The 16,405-nt window shown below is 39.0% G+C and carries 10 protein-coding genes; 3 read left to right on the forward strand and 7 right to left on the reverse strand.

Annotated elements, in window-relative coordinates; all coding sequences use genetic code 11:
• Positions 1 to 39: 39 nt before the first annotated feature.
• The 5 genes from recD to L0B53_RS04770 form a co-directional block, all read right to left on the reverse strand.
• Positions 40 to 2,244: an exodeoxyribonuclease V subunit alpha gene (recD, locus tag L0B53_RS04750; RefSeq protein WP_235061019.1), complete on the reverse strand. Its 2,205-nt coding sequence runs from the start codon at positions 2,242 to 2,244 to the stop codon at positions 40 to 42.
• Positions 2,244 to 5,921 carry an exodeoxyribonuclease V subunit beta gene (gene recB / locus L0B53_RS04755; protein ID WP_235061020.1) on the reverse strand — a complete coding sequence of 1,226 codons (3,678 nt, stop codon included), beginning with the start codon at positions 5,919 to 5,921 and terminating at the stop codon, positions 2,244 to 2,246. Before recB ends, recD begins: the two co-directional genes overlap by 1 nt.
• Positions 5,922 to 6,093: 172 nt before the next feature.
• Positions 6,094 to 9,531: an exodeoxyribonuclease V subunit gamma gene (gene recC, locus L0B53_RS04760; RefSeq protein ID WP_235061021.1), complete on the reverse strand. Its 3,438-nt coding sequence runs from the start codon at positions 9,529 to 9,531 to the stop codon at positions 6,094 to 6,096.
• Positions 9,532 to 9,755: 224 nt separating this feature from the next.
• Positions 9,756 to 10,184: a universal stress protein gene (locus L0B53_RS04765; protein WP_235061022.1), complete on the reverse strand. Its 429-nt coding sequence runs from the start codon at positions 10,182 to 10,184 to the stop codon at positions 9,756 to 9,758.
• A gap of 23 nt (positions 10,185 to 10,207) precedes the next feature.
• Positions 10,208 to 11,212, reverse strand: coding sequence for a YeiH family protein (locus L0B53_RS04770; RefSeq protein WP_235061023.1), 1,005 nt, complete (start codon positions 11,210 to 11,212; stop codon positions 10,208 to 10,210).
• Positions 11,213 to 11,593: 381 nt separating this feature from the next.
• Here L0B53_RS04770 and L0B53_RS04775 point away from each other — a divergent pair, with 381 nt between their 5' ends.
• From L0B53_RS04775 to dapD, 3 genes are all read left to right on the forward strand, one after another.
• Entirely contained in the window at positions 11,594 to 12,481 is an 888-nt protein-coding gene (locus L0B53_RS04775) for a LysR substrate-binding domain-containing protein (RefSeq protein ID WP_235061024.1), read from the forward strand.
• Positions 12,482 to 12,614: 133 nt separating this feature from the next.
• Positions 12,615 to 12,923 (forward strand): YebG family protein, encoded by a 309-nt coding sequence (locus L0B53_RS04780; protein WP_235061025.1) that lies wholly within the window; start codon positions 12,615 to 12,617, stop codon positions 12,921 to 12,923.
• A 304-nt stretch (positions 12,924 to 13,227) separates the two neighbouring features.
• Positions 13,228 to 14,259 carry a 2,3,4,5-tetrahydropyridine-2,6-dicarboxylate N-succinyltransferase gene (dapD, locus tag L0B53_RS04785; protein WP_235061026.1) on the forward strand — a complete coding sequence of 344 codons (1,032 nt, stop codon included), beginning with the start codon at positions 13,228 to 13,230 and terminating at the stop codon, positions 14,257 to 14,259.
• A gap of 104 nt (positions 14,260 to 14,363) precedes the next feature.
• On the opposite strand, the gene L0B53_RS04790 is transcribed toward dapD, so the two are convergent.
• Positions 14,364 to 15,560: an MFS transporter gene (locus L0B53_RS04790; protein ID WP_235061027.1), complete on the reverse strand. Its 1,197-nt coding sequence runs from the start codon at positions 15,558 to 15,560 to the stop codon at positions 14,364 to 14,366.
• 480 nt (positions 15,561 to 16,040) lie between these two features.
• On the reverse strand, positions 16,041 to 16,382 hold the full coding sequence (locus L0B53_RS04795; RefSeq protein ID WP_235061028.1) for a hypothetical protein: 342 nt from the start codon (positions 16,380 to 16,382) through the stop codon (positions 16,041 to 16,043).
• Positions 16,383 to 16,405: the final 23 nt, after the last annotated feature.

Consider the following 16,405-nt stretch of genomic DNA (forward strand, 5'->3'; position numbering starts at 1 on the left):
AGCCAATAGTTTAGTCGCCTCAAGTATAATGGGTTATATTTAAATTAATAGCTCAACCAAACCACTTGCCCTTTGGGTTTGATTTTTTACACCACGTTCAATCACAGGTTGATGTCCATAAAGATCTAAACGGAATTTCGCACGAGTTACACCCGTATAAATTAACTCTCGTGTAATCACAGGCAAATACGTAGGCGGTAGTAGCATTAAGGTATTATCAAACTCAGAACCTTGAGATTTGTGGATCGTCATAGCAAATACGGTTTGATGCTCAGGAAGTCGGCTCGGTAATACCGCACGAATCGATCCATCTGGCAGATCAAAAAACACCCGTAAACGCTGAGTATTTGGATCGAGAAAAGTAATCCCAATATCGCCATTATAAAGTCCTAAACCGTGATCATTTTTGGTGATCATAATAGGGCGTCCTTGATACCAAGTAGCAGGATCTCGCTCAATTAGTTTCCGTTTTATCAGCTCTTTTTCAACTTTATGATTGATTCCATCAACACCAAAATCCCCTTCACGTACCGCACATAAGACACGCTGTTCAGCAAAAGATTTAAGAATCGCTGCCGGTTGAGCCTGTTGTTGAATTAAAGTGAGATAATTTTGATAGAGATCCGCTGCCTGTATCAGTAATTGTTGATAATTCTCATCACTTAATGGGTGTAGCTCAATATCTTTAAAGCCTTGTAACCAGACTCTTTTTACTTCTGATACTCGACCACTGTTAATCGCTCTCGCTAACGACCCAACACCCGAATTGGCATGAAAACGATAGCTTTTACGTAATAGACATAAGCTATCTCTAATCGCTGCATTTTCCGTTAAGCTAGTTAAGCTACCTTCAGGTTGCTTTAATGTTGGTGATTTTTTCTGTTGTTGCTCAATTGAATCATCATAATTGAATCCAGTTAACTGCTGTAACGTCTTCCGTTGTTCCAAACTATAGCTTTCAGCAATAAAAGCACAAATATCACCGAGTACGGCTCCTGCCTCAACGGAGGCTAACTGATCTCGATCGCCCAATAAAATCAATTTCGCATCAGAAGGCATAGCGAGCAGTAATCGGGTCATCATAGGCAGATCAATCATCGATGCCTCATCGACAATAAGCAGATCCAAATGTAACGGATTATGTTGATTATGACGAAAATCAACTTGCCCAGGAATTGCCCCTAACAGACGATGTAATGTACTGGCTTGAGTCGGAATTAACTGTTTGATCTCATCATCAATGGCTAAAGAATGAATCGCACTACCGATCGACTCTGTCAATCTAGCCGCCGCTTTTCCTGTTGGAGCCACCAGCTTAATTAATAGACGCTGATGCTGTTCTTCAGCTTGTGTCACCAATGCTGCCAGTAACTTGGCAACCGTGGTTGTTTTGCCTGTTCCCGGGCCACCAGATATCACTGAAAATTGACGAGAGAGCGCCACCGCAGCCGCGGTTTTCTGCCAGTTCAAACAATATTCAAGAGGGATTAACTGATCTAAAACCGCTAAATCTGACGCTGTTTCTGCGGCCAATAAAGCTTGATTGACCGCTTGCCAATCAATGGCATCAGGTTGAGTAATATCTAAAAGATCGCAAACAATCGCCTGATGGGATAAAGCCACCTTTTCTGTGGTTATATCCGGCTCAGCGTCTTTAACACTCCTCTCTAAAGCAGAAAGCAGGTAGTTATATTGACGAGCAAATAGCTGATCTAAACGAGCTCTTGCTGAAGCGGTAATAGTTTGAGGTTGACTCATACTATTGAGTTTTTCTGCCACTTGCTGTTCATAAAGCCAATAACGATAAAGGTATAACTTTCCAGCTCTAAGGACTAACGGTGTCGCTTGAGAACCATCACTCACTGCGGCGCTCGAGGTTAAACAAGCAATTAGATCATCATAGGCCAAATAGTTTAATTGCTGTTTAAGTGGGTTAATCTGCTCTGCTGGCTCGCCATTTTTACTTTCGTTAATGTCAGAACAATCATTAGCAAATAAGCCATCTTGTTCAGCTAATCGATCTAAGGCGACGGGTTGCAATAGTGGATGCTGGAGTAAGTTCGCTAACTCTAAGCAGACATGTCCGCCACCCAACTCAACACTGACTAACATCGAACAGAGAGCGACAATATCTCGATTTTTTTTAGATTCATTCTCAACAGTTTGAGCAATAAATTGGCTAAACTGATAATCCAATGGACGAATCATTTGATATTGATGCCATAACTTAATTAACTCTCTCATTATGACTCTCCCTGTTGAATTGTATTGTTATCTTGCTTTGTAGAACGTGATTGTTGAGTCGCTAAGTCATTAGGATAATGTTGTCCAGACATCACTTGATCGAGTTTTTCAAGCAGCTCAAAAGAAGGTTTAGTATAAAAAATTCCGTTGTCACTCTGCTGCTCAATACCACGTAAGAATAGATAGTAAACACCACCAAAATGTTGCTGATAGTCGTAATTTTTAATTCGTTGTTGTAAGAAGCGATGCAGTGCCAATGCATAAATCTGATATTGAAAATCGTAACGGTGATCGCTCATGGCGGCTCTCATTGCTTGCTGGCTATAATCCGCTTTTTCTTCACCTAACCAGTTCGACTTCCAATCAAGAATATAATAACGACCTTGATACTCAAAGATCAGATCGATAAAACCTTTCAGCATCCCACTCACCAAATGAAACTTTAACTCTCCAGCCCCTCTTGATAACGGATCATGCTCTGCAATCACCTTATTGAGCATCGAAGATGACAGTTGGCTAATTGGAAAAACAAACTCCATTTCAGTCAAACGTTGCTTTTTACCAATCGAAGAGAGAGTTAACGCCTCTCCATCGAGAGATTTTGCTAAGGTATCACTAACCAGTTGCACTAAAATTGGCAGCCACTTTGGGTCAATATTATCTCGTTCCATTAAATTGGCGATAATATCTTGATGGTGCTCACTGTCGGTGAACTCGATCTCTTCGAATAGTGAATGTAAAAAGGTTCCCGGCTTTGCCCCTTTTGGAAAGGTGAAAATCGACAGTTCGTTATTTTGATCAACATGGCTTTGATCAAGGTTCGCTGGATCTGTATTTTTCGACTGAAGTGCAGCATCATTACTTTGATCTTCAATATCTAACTTACCAATTTCAAAAGAGGCATCTTTATTGTGTCCTTGCTTAACTAATCCACTGTAACTCGTAATCCACCAGTTATTAGCGATCTGACGTTGTAAAGAGAGTGCCGAAATAGGTTCACTCTCCATTTCTGGCTCACAATAGATACGTTCAATCACTTGTTCTGGTTGAGATATTGCAACTTGAGAGTGTTCAGAAACGAACTTGTTTAATCGACTAGAAAGTAGTGCCGCATCACCCGCTTCACCATTTTGAATTAACCACCCCATCGCAGAAAGGTGGACGCCGCTATCACCTTTGGCTTTCCTGCCATCTCGAATCGGTGCCATACCAATAAAACAACCATAAACTGCACGGGTTAACGCCACATAAATCAAACGGAGATCTTCAGCTAATCGTTCCCTTTCTGCTGCAACTAAGGCATCATCTTGCTGGATATAATCAAGGACTGTCCCTTCATTTGGATTGTGATAAAGCGGTGTTTCACTCTTTCTCGCATTACAAGCAAAAGGCAAGAAGACTAAGTCATACTCTAACCCTTTCGATTTATGGATAGTGACAATTTGTACCAGATTACGCTCAGACTCTAAACGTACTTGCTGATCTTCTGCATTACCATTTGGAGTGCTGATTTTTTCACTTAACCAACGAACTAACGCTAAATGGCTATCAAGTTCTTGGCTCGCCTGCTGTAATAGTTCTCCGACATGAAGCAAATCGGTCACAATACGTTCACCTGATGTCTCCATCAATAAGCGCTCTGCAATTTCGCGACGTGCTAATACTGCACGCAACATTGGCATCACACCACGCTTTTGCAGTAACTGTTGGTAATCATTAAACTCGGCAACCACCAACTCCCACTTAAATTCATCGATATTAAGTTGATCGAGCTGCTCCGCTGAGAGTCCAAACAGCGTTGAAGCTAAAGCACTTCGCAATAATCGTTCATTTTCTGGTGTCATCACCGCCATCAATAGACGATAGAGATCTTGAGCAATAGGTTGTGAAAAGACACTCTCACGGTTAGATAGATAGACACTGGCCACTCCCTGCTTCGCTAATAAGCGTTTAATTAACTGCCCTTCGCTGCCGGTTCGAACTAAGACTGCGATATTACTCGGCTCAATTTTGGTTCGTTGTTCGCCATCCTCTTTCTGTTTCGCTAAATAAGCTTCACCTTGCTCTGATTTTTCTAATAACTGCTGGATTTTAGAGACTGTAGCATTGGCCATGATAACCTGATAATCCCCTTTGCTAATCAGATCTTGTTGTCGATCATCATGCCATAAGGTTAATGCCGGTTGCCTTTGACCATCGAGCGCCCATGATAGGCCATTTGCTTTTGGGTTAGGATTAACAGGATAAAAAGGAATATCTTGATCATAGATAAAAGGAGAATCGGCAAATTGAAACAATGCATTGACCGCATTGACCATATCTTCACTGGAACGCCAATTGGTTCCTAATGTGTAATGAGCTGCAACACTGTTTCTAGCGGCCATATAGGTAAAAATATCTGCACCTCGGAAGCCATAAATCGCTTGTTTTGGATCACCGATCATAAATAGTCCAGACTCACTACTCCCCTGATAAATAGTACTAAAAATCGCGTACTGCATTGGATCGGTATCTTGGAATTCATCGATCATCGCAACAGGAAATAGCTCTCGGATCTTATTAGCGAGTAGATCATCACTGTCTTGTAATAAGGCGCAAGATAACTGAGTCAGTAAATCATCAAAGGAGAGCCAACCTTGACGTTGCTTGGCTTTAATTAACTGTTGACGACATTGAGCGATCGCATCGGCTTGTAGCGCAGACTTAATTTCTGGGGGTTCTTTATATAACTGATCAATTTTTTGAAAAACAGTGTGTTCAGGCGCGGCATCAAAGTCTGATTTCTCTCGCAACTCATCTTGACCAAACTTAGCTAACTTATCGGGAAGTTGAAAGTTAACTGTCTCTTCGTCTGCCCACTCATCAACTGCGGTTAACCATTTTGGTAGCGTGGTTTTACTATAGCTTCGGCGATTAATTTTTGAGTCCGCAAATAGATCAACAAACTCACCTCTAGCTTGTTTCCATTGCTGCTTTAATTGCGTTATTTTTTTGAGTTGCTCAGCGACAAAAGCAGTTAATCCTTGATCTAAACTAGGGGCTTTGACCGCTATTTCTGCGCCTGAAATATAACGATTAATATCCGCTAACAGTGCATTGGGGTGCTGCCAACATTGAGTCACTAAACGCGCTATATCAGGAGAGAGTTCATAGAAATTTTTTCGCCAATAATCCGCGGCAACTAATTGACGAATTTGCAACTCATCGGTAATAAACTCATTATTAAATAGGCTTCCTGACTCAAATGCATTCTGAGTTAACATTCGCTGACAAAAGCCGTGAATGGTATAAATCGCAGCCTCATCCATTTGACGTTCAGCTTGTAACAGAATCGAAATAGCCTCTTTGGGATCATCAATTAACCCCATCAACTGAGTAATGAGACCATCGTGACTCGATTGCTTCTGCAGTGCAATTCGCATTTGATGAATACGAGCACGAATACGATCCCTTAACTCTTCGGTTGCCGCTTCGGTAAAGGTCACAACCAGAATTTGATCAACCGTTAAAGGAACCTGATGTTTAGTATCTTCTTCAGCAATAGGATCACCATGTCCCAATAACAGGCGAAGATAGAGGCTGGCGATAGTAAAGGTTTTTCCCGTTCCCGCAGATGCTTCAATTAAACGGGTACCATAAAGAGGAAAAGTCATTGGATTAAGTTGAGTTGGGGTCATCTATATCTCCTTAAATTTAAATAAACAATGGGAATCTATACCCAAAGTAATTGGCGTTGCTAGTCGGCGGCAAGTGAATGAGGCCCCATGAGTATAGATGTACTATATGATTGGGGCGAATGAGCGTAGCCAACAACCTAGCAACTTCAAGTAAGAAGGGTATAAAGAGCAATTATTTCTCTAGCTTCGCCCACTCATACATCGGTTTGATTAGCGTAATACCATACGCTAATACTTGCTGATAACAACTTTGATCAAACTCTGGCCACACACGTTGGATATAGCTATTACTTCCTTCACCCTCTGACAAATAGCTCGGATTAAAGGTATCTTGCATCTTCTTTTGTACCTTGATGATCGTCTTTTCATCATCTAACCAATTTCCATGCTTATCATAATGTTGTGTTATTCCAGCAAAAGCGGTTTTTGGCAAGTAAGCGAGTGGCGCTGAATGACCTTTAATCATTTCGGTCACTAACTCAGTTAATATCGATTTAGCTTGTTCAGAGCCAATAGGATCGAAACGGTAACACTTGTCTTTACCTATCACTCGGGTTGCTAATTCACTTTCAGAATAACAAGCGTAAAGCATTAAGTGATCAATCCAGCCAGATAACAGATCTTGACCGCGAATATTCCCGACTCGAGAACGTACTAAACCATCGGAAAAATGCCCAGTTAACCAGCCTTCTAAGGTAACGAGTTGGATTTGATCATCATGTTCTATTTGCAGTTCAACCCTCACTTCTAAATCCTCTTTTGGAGAGTGACAAAGAGGCTCTAATCGCTCAAGTAGAGGCGACACTTTTTTCAACTCCTGTTCCAGAGCGAGTTGTGAAAATGAGCCAATAGGTAACGTGCCTGCAGCGACATGTTGCTGGTAAATATCATTTTCAATCTTGATACGATCTTTTTGTCCTAAAAGGGAAACTAACAACTCATTACGAAGCCAGTAACCTTCTAACTGATCGAGAGAAAAAGGTTCAGCGTCTATCAATTCATTCTGTTGATTATCAAAATAGATCTTTAAACGACGATTAAAAAAATACTGTACGGGTAAGCGCCAAAAACGTTGTAGCTCGACCAAATCGATCGTCTCAAAATTGAGCTCTTGTTGTGATAGTGCACTGTGATAAAAAGGATCGGATTGCTCGCCTTCACCTAAAGCGACAGGCAACCACTCTTGTGCATAACTGCCGTGCAAAAAAGAGTCTCGACTGTAAGGGGTTAAACTATGGCTGGTTGAGATCTCATCCAATAATTTATCACCCGCTTGTTCAATCTCTAACTCTCGATCGCCTTGAAGATAAAATGAATGTTGGCAGTATTCTAATAACTCTGTCACCAATACTGATGGGACTTTTTCGCTGTTATCTTGGATTGAACGACCAATATAACTAATATAGAAATAGTCTTGTGCCGCTAACATCGCTTCTAAAAACAGATAACGGTCGTCATCTCGACGAGAGCGATCGCCGGCTTTCCCTCGATTCACCATCAAATCAAACCCAACAGGGGCAACGGTTCGAGGATACACACCATCATTCATTCCTAATAAACAGACCGCTTTAAAAGGAATAGAACGCATCGGCATCAAGGTACAGAAATTTATCTGCCCTGCTAAGAAGCGTTGGCTCACTTTAGCTTGTCCAAGTTTTCCGTGGAAGTAATCAAGAATAATCGGTAAAGAGATCGATTGTTGGTAACCAGAACCAGTAATAGTTTCAGCCAGCTGATGGAGTTTTTCTCGAATCGTAAATAACAGCGATTCATCATCACCATCCACCAATAACATCTGATCAAGCATATTATTAATCGCACTTTGCCACTGTTTCGCGCTCATTTTTGTTGCGAGAGTTTCGCGGCTAGTCATTAATTGTTCAATAAAATCCGCTAACTTTCCGGCAATTTCGGCATCCAACCCCTGTACCGATTCAAAACTGCTCATTCCTTGATATAAGCCAATCTCTTGCGGTAATGCATAACCCAATAACATTCGTTGTAAGCCAAATAACCAACTATTCTGCTTTTGAGCTGGAAGATCAAAACTCTCCGCAGTCCCTTGATCAAGTCCCCAACGAATCCCAGCTTGCTCTACCCACTCTCGCGCTTTAACAAACTCAGTTTCACTAAAGTTAAATTTCGCCATCACCGCAGGCACTTCTAATAGCTCCAATAACTCTGGTGCACTACAACGCAGGTTCGGTAAATTTAGTAGTTTAAAAAAGGCGATTAACAGCGGATTACTGGCTTCGGTGGTCTGATCTGAAATGGCAAAAGGGATATAACGGTGACTTGGTGCATTCGAAAATACCGCTCTGATCGCAGGACTATAGTGATCGATATTCGCTACCATCACCAAAATATCGCGAGGCTCTATCTCCGGATTACTGTCTAACAGTGCCAATAAATTGTCGTACAACACTTCAACTTCTCGCATTGGACTGTGGCATTGATGGATCTGGATCGAGCGATCATTTTTAACTATTTCACGTCTTAATAATGCCTGATTACCGGTTTGCAAAGCGGCATTGATTGATGGGGGATCTTGTAGATTTAAAATATCGTAATGGATCGAGTGTAGTAGCGAGTTCTGTTCAATATCAACAAACGCATCTAACTCTTGAGCATCGAGTTCAGAAAGAAGCTGAATGTTATCTCGCCCTAATTTTCCCATCGAGGCTAAAAGACTATTGCCAATCAGTTCACTTTGCTGATTATGGAGATCAACTTGGTTATCTCCCTTCTTTAACTGTGGTTCTGAACCGATTATCTGGCTTTGATTATCTTGCCAAACCACTTTTTTCCGCGCTTTTGCCGCCAATTTATCTAAATACTTTTGGTCTCTAATGTCCCCCCAATAATAGCGACAAGGGTTAGTAAACATTAAATGAACATCAATGCACTCTCCCAATGCTTTTAGTGCATCAAGATAACGAGGAGGAAGCGCTGAGATACCAAAGATAAAAATTCGTTCAGGAAGCGTTTCACCATGATCACGTTTTAACATCAACTGATCAATAAAGTTTTGGTAAAGATTGGCACGGTGATCCAATTTCTGTCCGAGGGTATCAGTATATTGATAAAGTGCGTGCCAAAGGATCGGCTGCCACTGCTGCTCAGCTTCGAGATCTAACGGCAGTTGTTCTGGATGTTGCTGTTCCCAATTATCAATCCATTCAGGACGATAAACTAAATATTGGTCAAAAATATCGGCAATTTGCTCTGCCAACTGATAACGCTTTGCATCATCATCGGCATCATGAAGATAGTTAGCCAAGGCAACAAATTCAGGCTGTTCTAAATATTTAGGTAATATCTCCATTAATTTCCAGGTCATCGATTCTTTATTAAAGAAACTCCGTTCTGGGATCTCAGGTAAAACTTCGGTGAACATATTCCAGATAAAGGTGGCAGGGAGAGGAAACTCAATATTGGCCGCAATCCCCATTTCTTTGGCTAATGCTAATTTCAACCACTGCGCCATACCGGGGCTTTGAACAAGAATAACTTCATTACCTAACGGGTGAGATAACGGTTCTCTACGGATAAGTTCTATAAGCAGGGATTTTAATAGATCTAATTGATTTGAATGATAAATAGAAAACACGTCATCACCTTGGCGTTCAAATATGAGTATAGATTGTCTATCAAGGAGGAATGACTGTAAATAACTTAATGAGATCAATAAAGATGAAATGAATAGACATAAAAAAAGCCCCAAAGAAATCATGCGTCATATCCAGCATATGAAACACGAAAACGTTGAGGCAAAAGGGTAAATCATTGAATTCTAAGTTATCTAAATGTGTTGATTTTTGTGTGCTTTCTCTTTTAGTTCACTTTAATTAAACTGATATCACACGGCATATCTCGAATTAAAGGCTCAGTCGCTGAAATAAACATTTGATGCAGCATGTTTGATTTATGGTGACCAATCACTAACATATCGACATTATTCTCTTTTATTGCATTTTCCAACTCACTGTCGACATCACCTTTAGCGATTTTTTGTTGGTAAAGAGGATAATCTAACTCAATAATATAGCTTTGCATTTCACTAATAAGTTCATGATGTACATTATCTTCACGCTTTGATAAATCAATATCTGATAGACCAGAGTAAAAGTTAGCAACGTCTAAATCGACATAGATAACGCTCAATAGTGCATTTTCATTTTTAGCTATATTTGCAGCTTTATTTAGTAGCTCTTCCGCATGTTTACCTAAATCAATGGCAACCATTACATGTTTATACGACATAATTATTTCCTCTTAAGTAAATATTAAGCAAAGATACTTTGAACACCGATAGTTAGACCGTAGCCACCAAAAATTAACCAAGCAAATAGGATGATTGCCAGTAAAATTGGTTTAATACCTACACCACGAATTTTATTGAAATTAGTGTCGATACCTAATGCGCCCATTGCCATGGTTAGGAAGAACACTGAACATTTTGTTAGCACATCAACGATAGGCTGTGGAATCACACTGAATGAATTAATACCGGCAACAACAACAAAGAATACCGCAAACCAAGGAATCGTAATTTTACCTTTAGTTCCATCACTATTTGGTGATTTTTTCGCTAAGTAAGCACTTAAACCAATTAAGAACGGAGCCAGTAACATAACGCGAGTCAGTTTGACAATCACTGAAGTCACACCAACATCTTGATTAATTGAGTTACCCGCTGCAACGACCTGCGCAACTTCATGAATCGTTGCACCAGTAAAGATCCCCATGGTGTCATCTGGAATTGCAAATGCATGATAAATCACAGGGTAGATAAACATAGCAATGGTACCAAAGATAACTACAGTTGCGACGGCAACGGCTGTTTGGTGTGGCTTAGATTTTAAAATTGGTTCTGCGGCTAAAATTGCTGCTGCACCACAAATTGCTGATCCTGCAGACGTTAACATACTGGTTTCTCTGTCTAATTTGAAGACCTTCATACCTAACCAAGTACCACCAATAAAGGTTGTCAAAATAATTAAGATATCTACCACTAAACCAGAAAGGCCAACCGCTACAATTTGTTGGAAAGTGATAAAGAATCCATAAAGAATAATACCTAAACGTAATAGTTTTGCTTGGCTAAATTTGATACCAACTTGACTAGTTTTTGGTAGTGCTTTAGGAAACACATTACCGATAACCATACCGATGATAATACAGATAACCAGTGAACTGATTTGATACTCTTTAAAAATAGGAATTTGTGAAATTTGTGATGATGCTAATGCCATCACGAAAGTAATTAATATACCGCTAAGATATTTCATAATAAGAAACCTCAATAAGCTCTAAGTAAAAGGGGGTTTGTTTCTTCAATGAGGGTATTCTATGCTCGAAAAACGTTCAGCGATATTCACTTCTTTGTAATTAGCTTTTAAAGAAAATTTAACCTAAATATGAACAGATAGTCGCTGTAATTCCAATTAATTTGGATATATACCTAAAATAATTAGCGTTGTTAGCAGGCGGTAAATGAATGAGGCCCCATGAGTGTAGGTTTTCTATATGATTGGGGCGAATGAATATCGCCAACAACCTAGCAACTTCAAGTAAGAAGGGTATACTTTCTATATTAACGTTTAATTACATTATTAAGTTCAGTCCTTTCTTATAGTTAAAAATTATTGAAGGATATATAGGGATAATCGATGAATATTGCCTTAAAACAGCTTAAAGTCTTTGTCATGGTAGCAAAAGAGAAGACGATTACCGCCGCATCAGAGAAGCTTTTCCTTTCAAAACCAGCAGTAAGCATGGCATTAACCGAGCTAGAAAAAAACATTGGTCATAAGCTCTTTGATCGTCACAATAACCGTTTATTGATCAATCACCATGGTAAGCGATTATTGCCTTTGGCTGATGAGCTTCTAAAGCGAACATTAGATATTGAATCTCTCTTTTTAGATCAAGATAAATTGGTCGGTAAATTAAACATTGGTTGCAGTGATACAATCGGCAATCAAATCATCCCTTATCTATTGCAAAATTTTCGTTCTGAAACGGGACACGTAAATCAAGATGTGATCATCAATAATACCGCTGCCATCTGCCAAGATATTAGTGAATTTAAATTGGATATAGGCTTAGTTGAAGGAGCGGTATCTAATAACCAATTAATGACCATTCCTTGGTTAACCGATGATATGTGTATTATTTGCCACCCTGAGCATCCATTAAGTAAATTAAAGAGTATGACTCTCAATGATATTGAAGAGCACTCTTGGATTTTACGTGAGTCCGGTTCAGGAACTCGTGACTATTTTATGAATAATTTAACACCCAAATTACACAAATGGTCAATTGCCTTTGAACTAACAAATACTCAAGCATTAATTAATTTTGTCTCTTGTAATTTAGGCTTAGCTTTACTCTCTTACCATTCAGCAAAACATGCGATTGATGATGGTCGAGTGGTTTCATTATCCGTTCCACTAGAGATCTCTCGTCAATATTCACTTGTTTACCATAAAGAGAAATACCAAAGCCCGTTGATTCAAGCATTTATTGAGTATTGTGAGAGATGGGATCTTAAATAGCACTATTAATGGATTGTTTTAAATGAATTAAAATATCTAATTCAAGTTCTCTCTCTTTTGTCTGATAGAGCACTAGACAACACATCTCATCTACTGTATAAAAAGCCAGTAAATTAACTATTAGAGGGTGATCATGGCTGTTATCATCAAATACGTCGTTGAACGCAATGGAGAAGAAAAGATGACTTTTACTTCGAAAGCAGAAGCAGACGCTTATGACAAAATGTTAGATATTGCTGATGAACTATTTACTGTTATTCAAGAGAGTAAATTAGTTGAAAGTGAAGCAACACAAGAAGAACTTTCTCTTTATTTAGCAAAACACAAAGATGACGTACTAGCGGCAATGGGTGTAAAACGTAAGCCTATTGCAAAAAAAGTACCTAAAGAGGTAAAAGCAGTAAAGAATGCCGATGATTCAGAGTCAGAGCAAGCTGCTTAATTGTTAATTCTCAATTAATTATTAATACCTCATCGATCTTACTGTTTAGATTTCTAAGGTTTGACAGTAAGATCGTATCTCTCATTAATTTCACATTATAAAAACCTTCCATTTACAAAAAAACTCCTCTCTTTCTAATAATAACTCTTCAATAATAACCAGACACTAGCTATGATGAGTGCTTACCTGTTTTATCAATAAATTTAAACGATACCCAATACAATTATTGGAGTTGTGATACACAATACAACAGCTTCAACTTAAAAGGTGATATCGAATTATTAAATACGGAGATACTCAAATAATGGCTACCTTTTCTCTTGCTTTTGGTACTGCGACAAAAAATCGTGATGGCAAAATCATCGAAGCTTTCTTCCCACACCCTCAATTAAATCCAGATGCAGCACTAATTAGCTCACTACAAGAAGTTGTAGGTTATACAGCCGGTAATGAAGCGATTGAAGTGGATCATCAACAGTGTGAGGCTATCGCCGCTTCTTTTTCTCAAGCTGGTGATGAAAAGAGTGCTAAATTTGCTCAATTAGCAGCAAAATCAACCCAACCATTAGTGATGGTTATTCTGGCGACAGATGAGAAACCAACGTCGGTTTCAGAAGCATTCTTAAAGCTACAGTTAATCTCTCATCGCTTAGTACAACCTCATCAAATCTCTCTTGATGGTGTTTTTGGTCTACTTCATAATATCGCTTGGACAAATAAAGGTGCAATTGATTTACCTGAACTTGAAGAGCGTCAAATTGAAGCTCGTCTAAATGGTGAGACGATTAGCGTTGATTGTGTAGATAAGTTCCCTAAAATGGTCGATTATATCGTTCCAACCGGCGTTCGTATTGCTGATACTTCTCGCGTACGTTTAGGTGCTCATGTTGGTAATGGTACAACGGTTATGCACGAAGGCTTCATCAACTTTAACGCTGGAACAAAAGGTGTCAGCATGGTTGAAGGACGTATCTCAGCGGGTGTTGTTGTTGGCGAGGGTAGTGATATCGGTGGTGGTGCATCAATCATGGGAACCTTGAGTGGTGGTGGTACCGTGGTTGTTTCTATTGGTGAGAACAGCCTATTAGGTGCAAATGCTGGCTTAGGCTTCCCACTTGGTGACCGTTGTACTATCGAGTCTGGTCTTTATGTTACTGCTGGCTCAAAAGTACGTATGCTTGATAACTTTGGACAAGAGGTTGATGTTGTTAAAGCACGTGATCTTGCGGGTAAATCAGACTTATTATTCCGCAGAAATTCGGTAACGGGTCAAATTGAGTGTCTAAGTAATAAAAGTGCCGTTGAACTAAACAGTGAACTTCATAGCAATAACTAATTGATTGCTAAGTTGATTAAGTAAGAAATCAATATCATTTTAATCAAAAATAAAGGCCGTATTCTTAATGCTTAGAATACGGCTTTTTTAATATTTTAAAACACCTAAACAATCAATTCTTGTGCTTCTTTGCCTTTAAATCCCCATAAAATTAAGATCAAACCCAGAACTGATACTAAGATCATCATCGCACCTAAATGCCAACTTTCACTTACACCAAGATGAACAAGAAGAGTACTTAAGAGTGCAGCAAGCAACATTTGACAAGCCCCTGAAAGCGCTGCGGCACTCCCTGCATTTTTACCATAAGGAAGTAATAACATCGTCTGTGCACATGGAAATGCAATCCCATTCGCCATCGCTAGAAAAAAGTGACCGCTAATGACAAAAACAGGATCTAATGGCGCGACAAATAGCCAAACCCCAGCACTTAATTGCACAATAGGTGAAAGTAACATCATTCTCTTCATACCAATTTTAGGTCGAAAACGATTACTAATTACACCACCAAACATCAAACCAAAAGCTGGAAAAATCGACCAGATGGCATACTGCTCTGAATCCATACCAATCTGACGCTGCATAACAAAAGGAATAACTGAAATCGCGATCACAACTAATAGATAGTTTAACCAACCAATCGTAGCAAAAGAGAGAAAATGACGAGATAAGGCAAAAGAACGATAAGTTATCAAACTATTTTTTAATGATAAATTAGTCACCGGCTTAGTTAATGTCTCTTTAAAATAGATTAACATTAATAACCAAATAATGGTCATATAAGAGAGTAACCCGATAAAAATAGCAATCCAACCAAAATAATGATTAATTAACCCACCAAAAACAGGTGCAACAATAGGGGTAAAAGAAGCAACAATGGTCAGCCATCCCATTGCATTAGCTAACTCACTCCCACTATAACTGTCTCGGATACATGCACGAGCTAATACGGCAACACACCCAGCTCCAACTCCCTGAATAAACCGCCCGATCAGTACCAATTCAAAGTGATGAGCACCAAAGACAATAAATATGACACCGAGAATAGAGAGAGCGAGACCGCTAATAAGTATTGGCTTTCGACCAATAGCATCAGATATAGGACCATAAAGTAGTTGTGAAGGACCAAAACCTAATAGATAGACAGACACTATACCTTGTACGTCTTCTGTTCCTAAATGAAAACTATCAGCGATCCAAGGGAGGGCAGGAAAAACTAGGCCAACACTAAATTGTCCAATACTCACAATTAAGCAGGCAATTAATACCGTTCTTATATTAAATTTATTATTATTATTCATGTGATAATCCTCTCTCTTCTATTATGCCTGATAACAGTAAAGAGTGTCTTACTATCAAGATATTATTTCTATTTATCCAATAAAACTCATATCCAATATTTAAATTTCTTTTAAAGCTGTCACTTTAAATAATTATCTTCACACAAGGAAGAAATATGACGTTAGGTTATGCAACTATTGTTCTGGTGATATTAGCAATATTGATTCCTGTCGCGATAGTTTATTAAATAAAAGAAAATCAAAGCATTAAAGATAATACGCTTTATCAAGTGATAGATGGCAAGGTTGGATTACTGATCGGTTCATTAATAGGTATGACGATTATATACCTAAAATAATTGGAGTTGCTAGTAGGCGGCAAGTGAGTGAGGCCCCGTGAGTATAGATGTATTCTATGATTGGGGCGAACGAGTACAGCCAACAACCTAACGACTTAAAGTATGAAGGGTATAGTCTCTAAACTATTAATGGCTTTCCACTTTATTCCAAATATTGGTTAAATAACGGACGTAAATAGATAACCTGTTTCGATAGGGTAAAACTCATTCCAGATACAACAGCGCCTTTATTTCGATAGACAGCTTGATGTACATTATCCATATAATTACCAAGACCCTGGATTGGAGAAAAATTATAATTAGATTCAAACTTCTTATTCTTAATAAAAATAGAGATATAGCCTTGTCGTTGTGAGAACTGGCAAGATCCAGAATATATTAGATTATTACTCTTTTTTTGATAAATATCACAATAATAGCTAGCAGAATCAGCATAGCTAGAGTTGGCGATAAGAAGAGATAAAAGAAAAAGAAAAGTACGCATGGGATATAGAGAATCTTTCAGTT

The sequence above is a fragment of the Vibrio sp. SS-MA-C1-2 genome (genome assembly GCF_021513135.1).
In the GTDB taxonomy this organism is placed as follows: Bacteria; Pseudomonadota; Gammaproteobacteria; order Enterobacterales; family Vibrionaceae.

What these genes read in the sequence shown, in the direction of transcription:
- recD (WP_235061019.1), bottom strand. Translation starts at nt 2,244, where the DNA reads ATGAGAGAGTTAATTAAGTTATGGCATCAATATCAAATGATTCGTCCA.
- recB (WP_235061020.1), bottom strand. Translation starts at nt 5,921, where the DNA reads ATGACCCCAACTCAACTTAATCCAATGACTTTTCCTCTTTATGGTACC.
- L0B53_RS04765 (WP_235061022.1), bottom strand. Translation starts at nt 10,184, where the DNA reads ATGTCGTATAAACATGTAATGGTTGCCATTGATTTAGGTAAACATGCG.
- L0B53_RS04770 (WP_235061023.1), bottom strand. Translation starts at nt 11,212, where the DNA reads ATGAAATATCTTAGCGGTATATTAATTACTTTCGTGATGGCATTAGCA.
- L0B53_RS04775 (WP_235061024.1), top strand. Translation starts at nt 11,594, where the DNA reads ATGAATATTGCCTTAAAACAGCTTAAAGTCTTTGTCATGGTAGCAAAA.
- L0B53_RS04780 (WP_235061025.1), top strand. Translation starts at nt 12,615, where the DNA reads ATGGCTGTTATCATCAAATACGTCGTTGAACGCAATGGAGAAGAAAAG.
- dapD (WP_235061026.1), top strand. Translation starts at nt 13,228, where the DNA reads ATGGCTACCTTTTCTCTTGCTTTTGGTACTGCGACAAAAAATCGTGAT.
- L0B53_RS04790 (WP_235061027.1), bottom strand. Translation starts at nt 15,560, where the DNA reads ATGAATAATAATAATAAATTTAATATAAGAACGGTATTAATTGCCTGC.
- L0B53_RS04795 (WP_235061028.1), bottom strand. Translation starts at nt 16,382, where the DNA reads ATGCGTACTTTTCTTTTTCTTTTATCTCTTCTTATCGCCAACTCTAGC.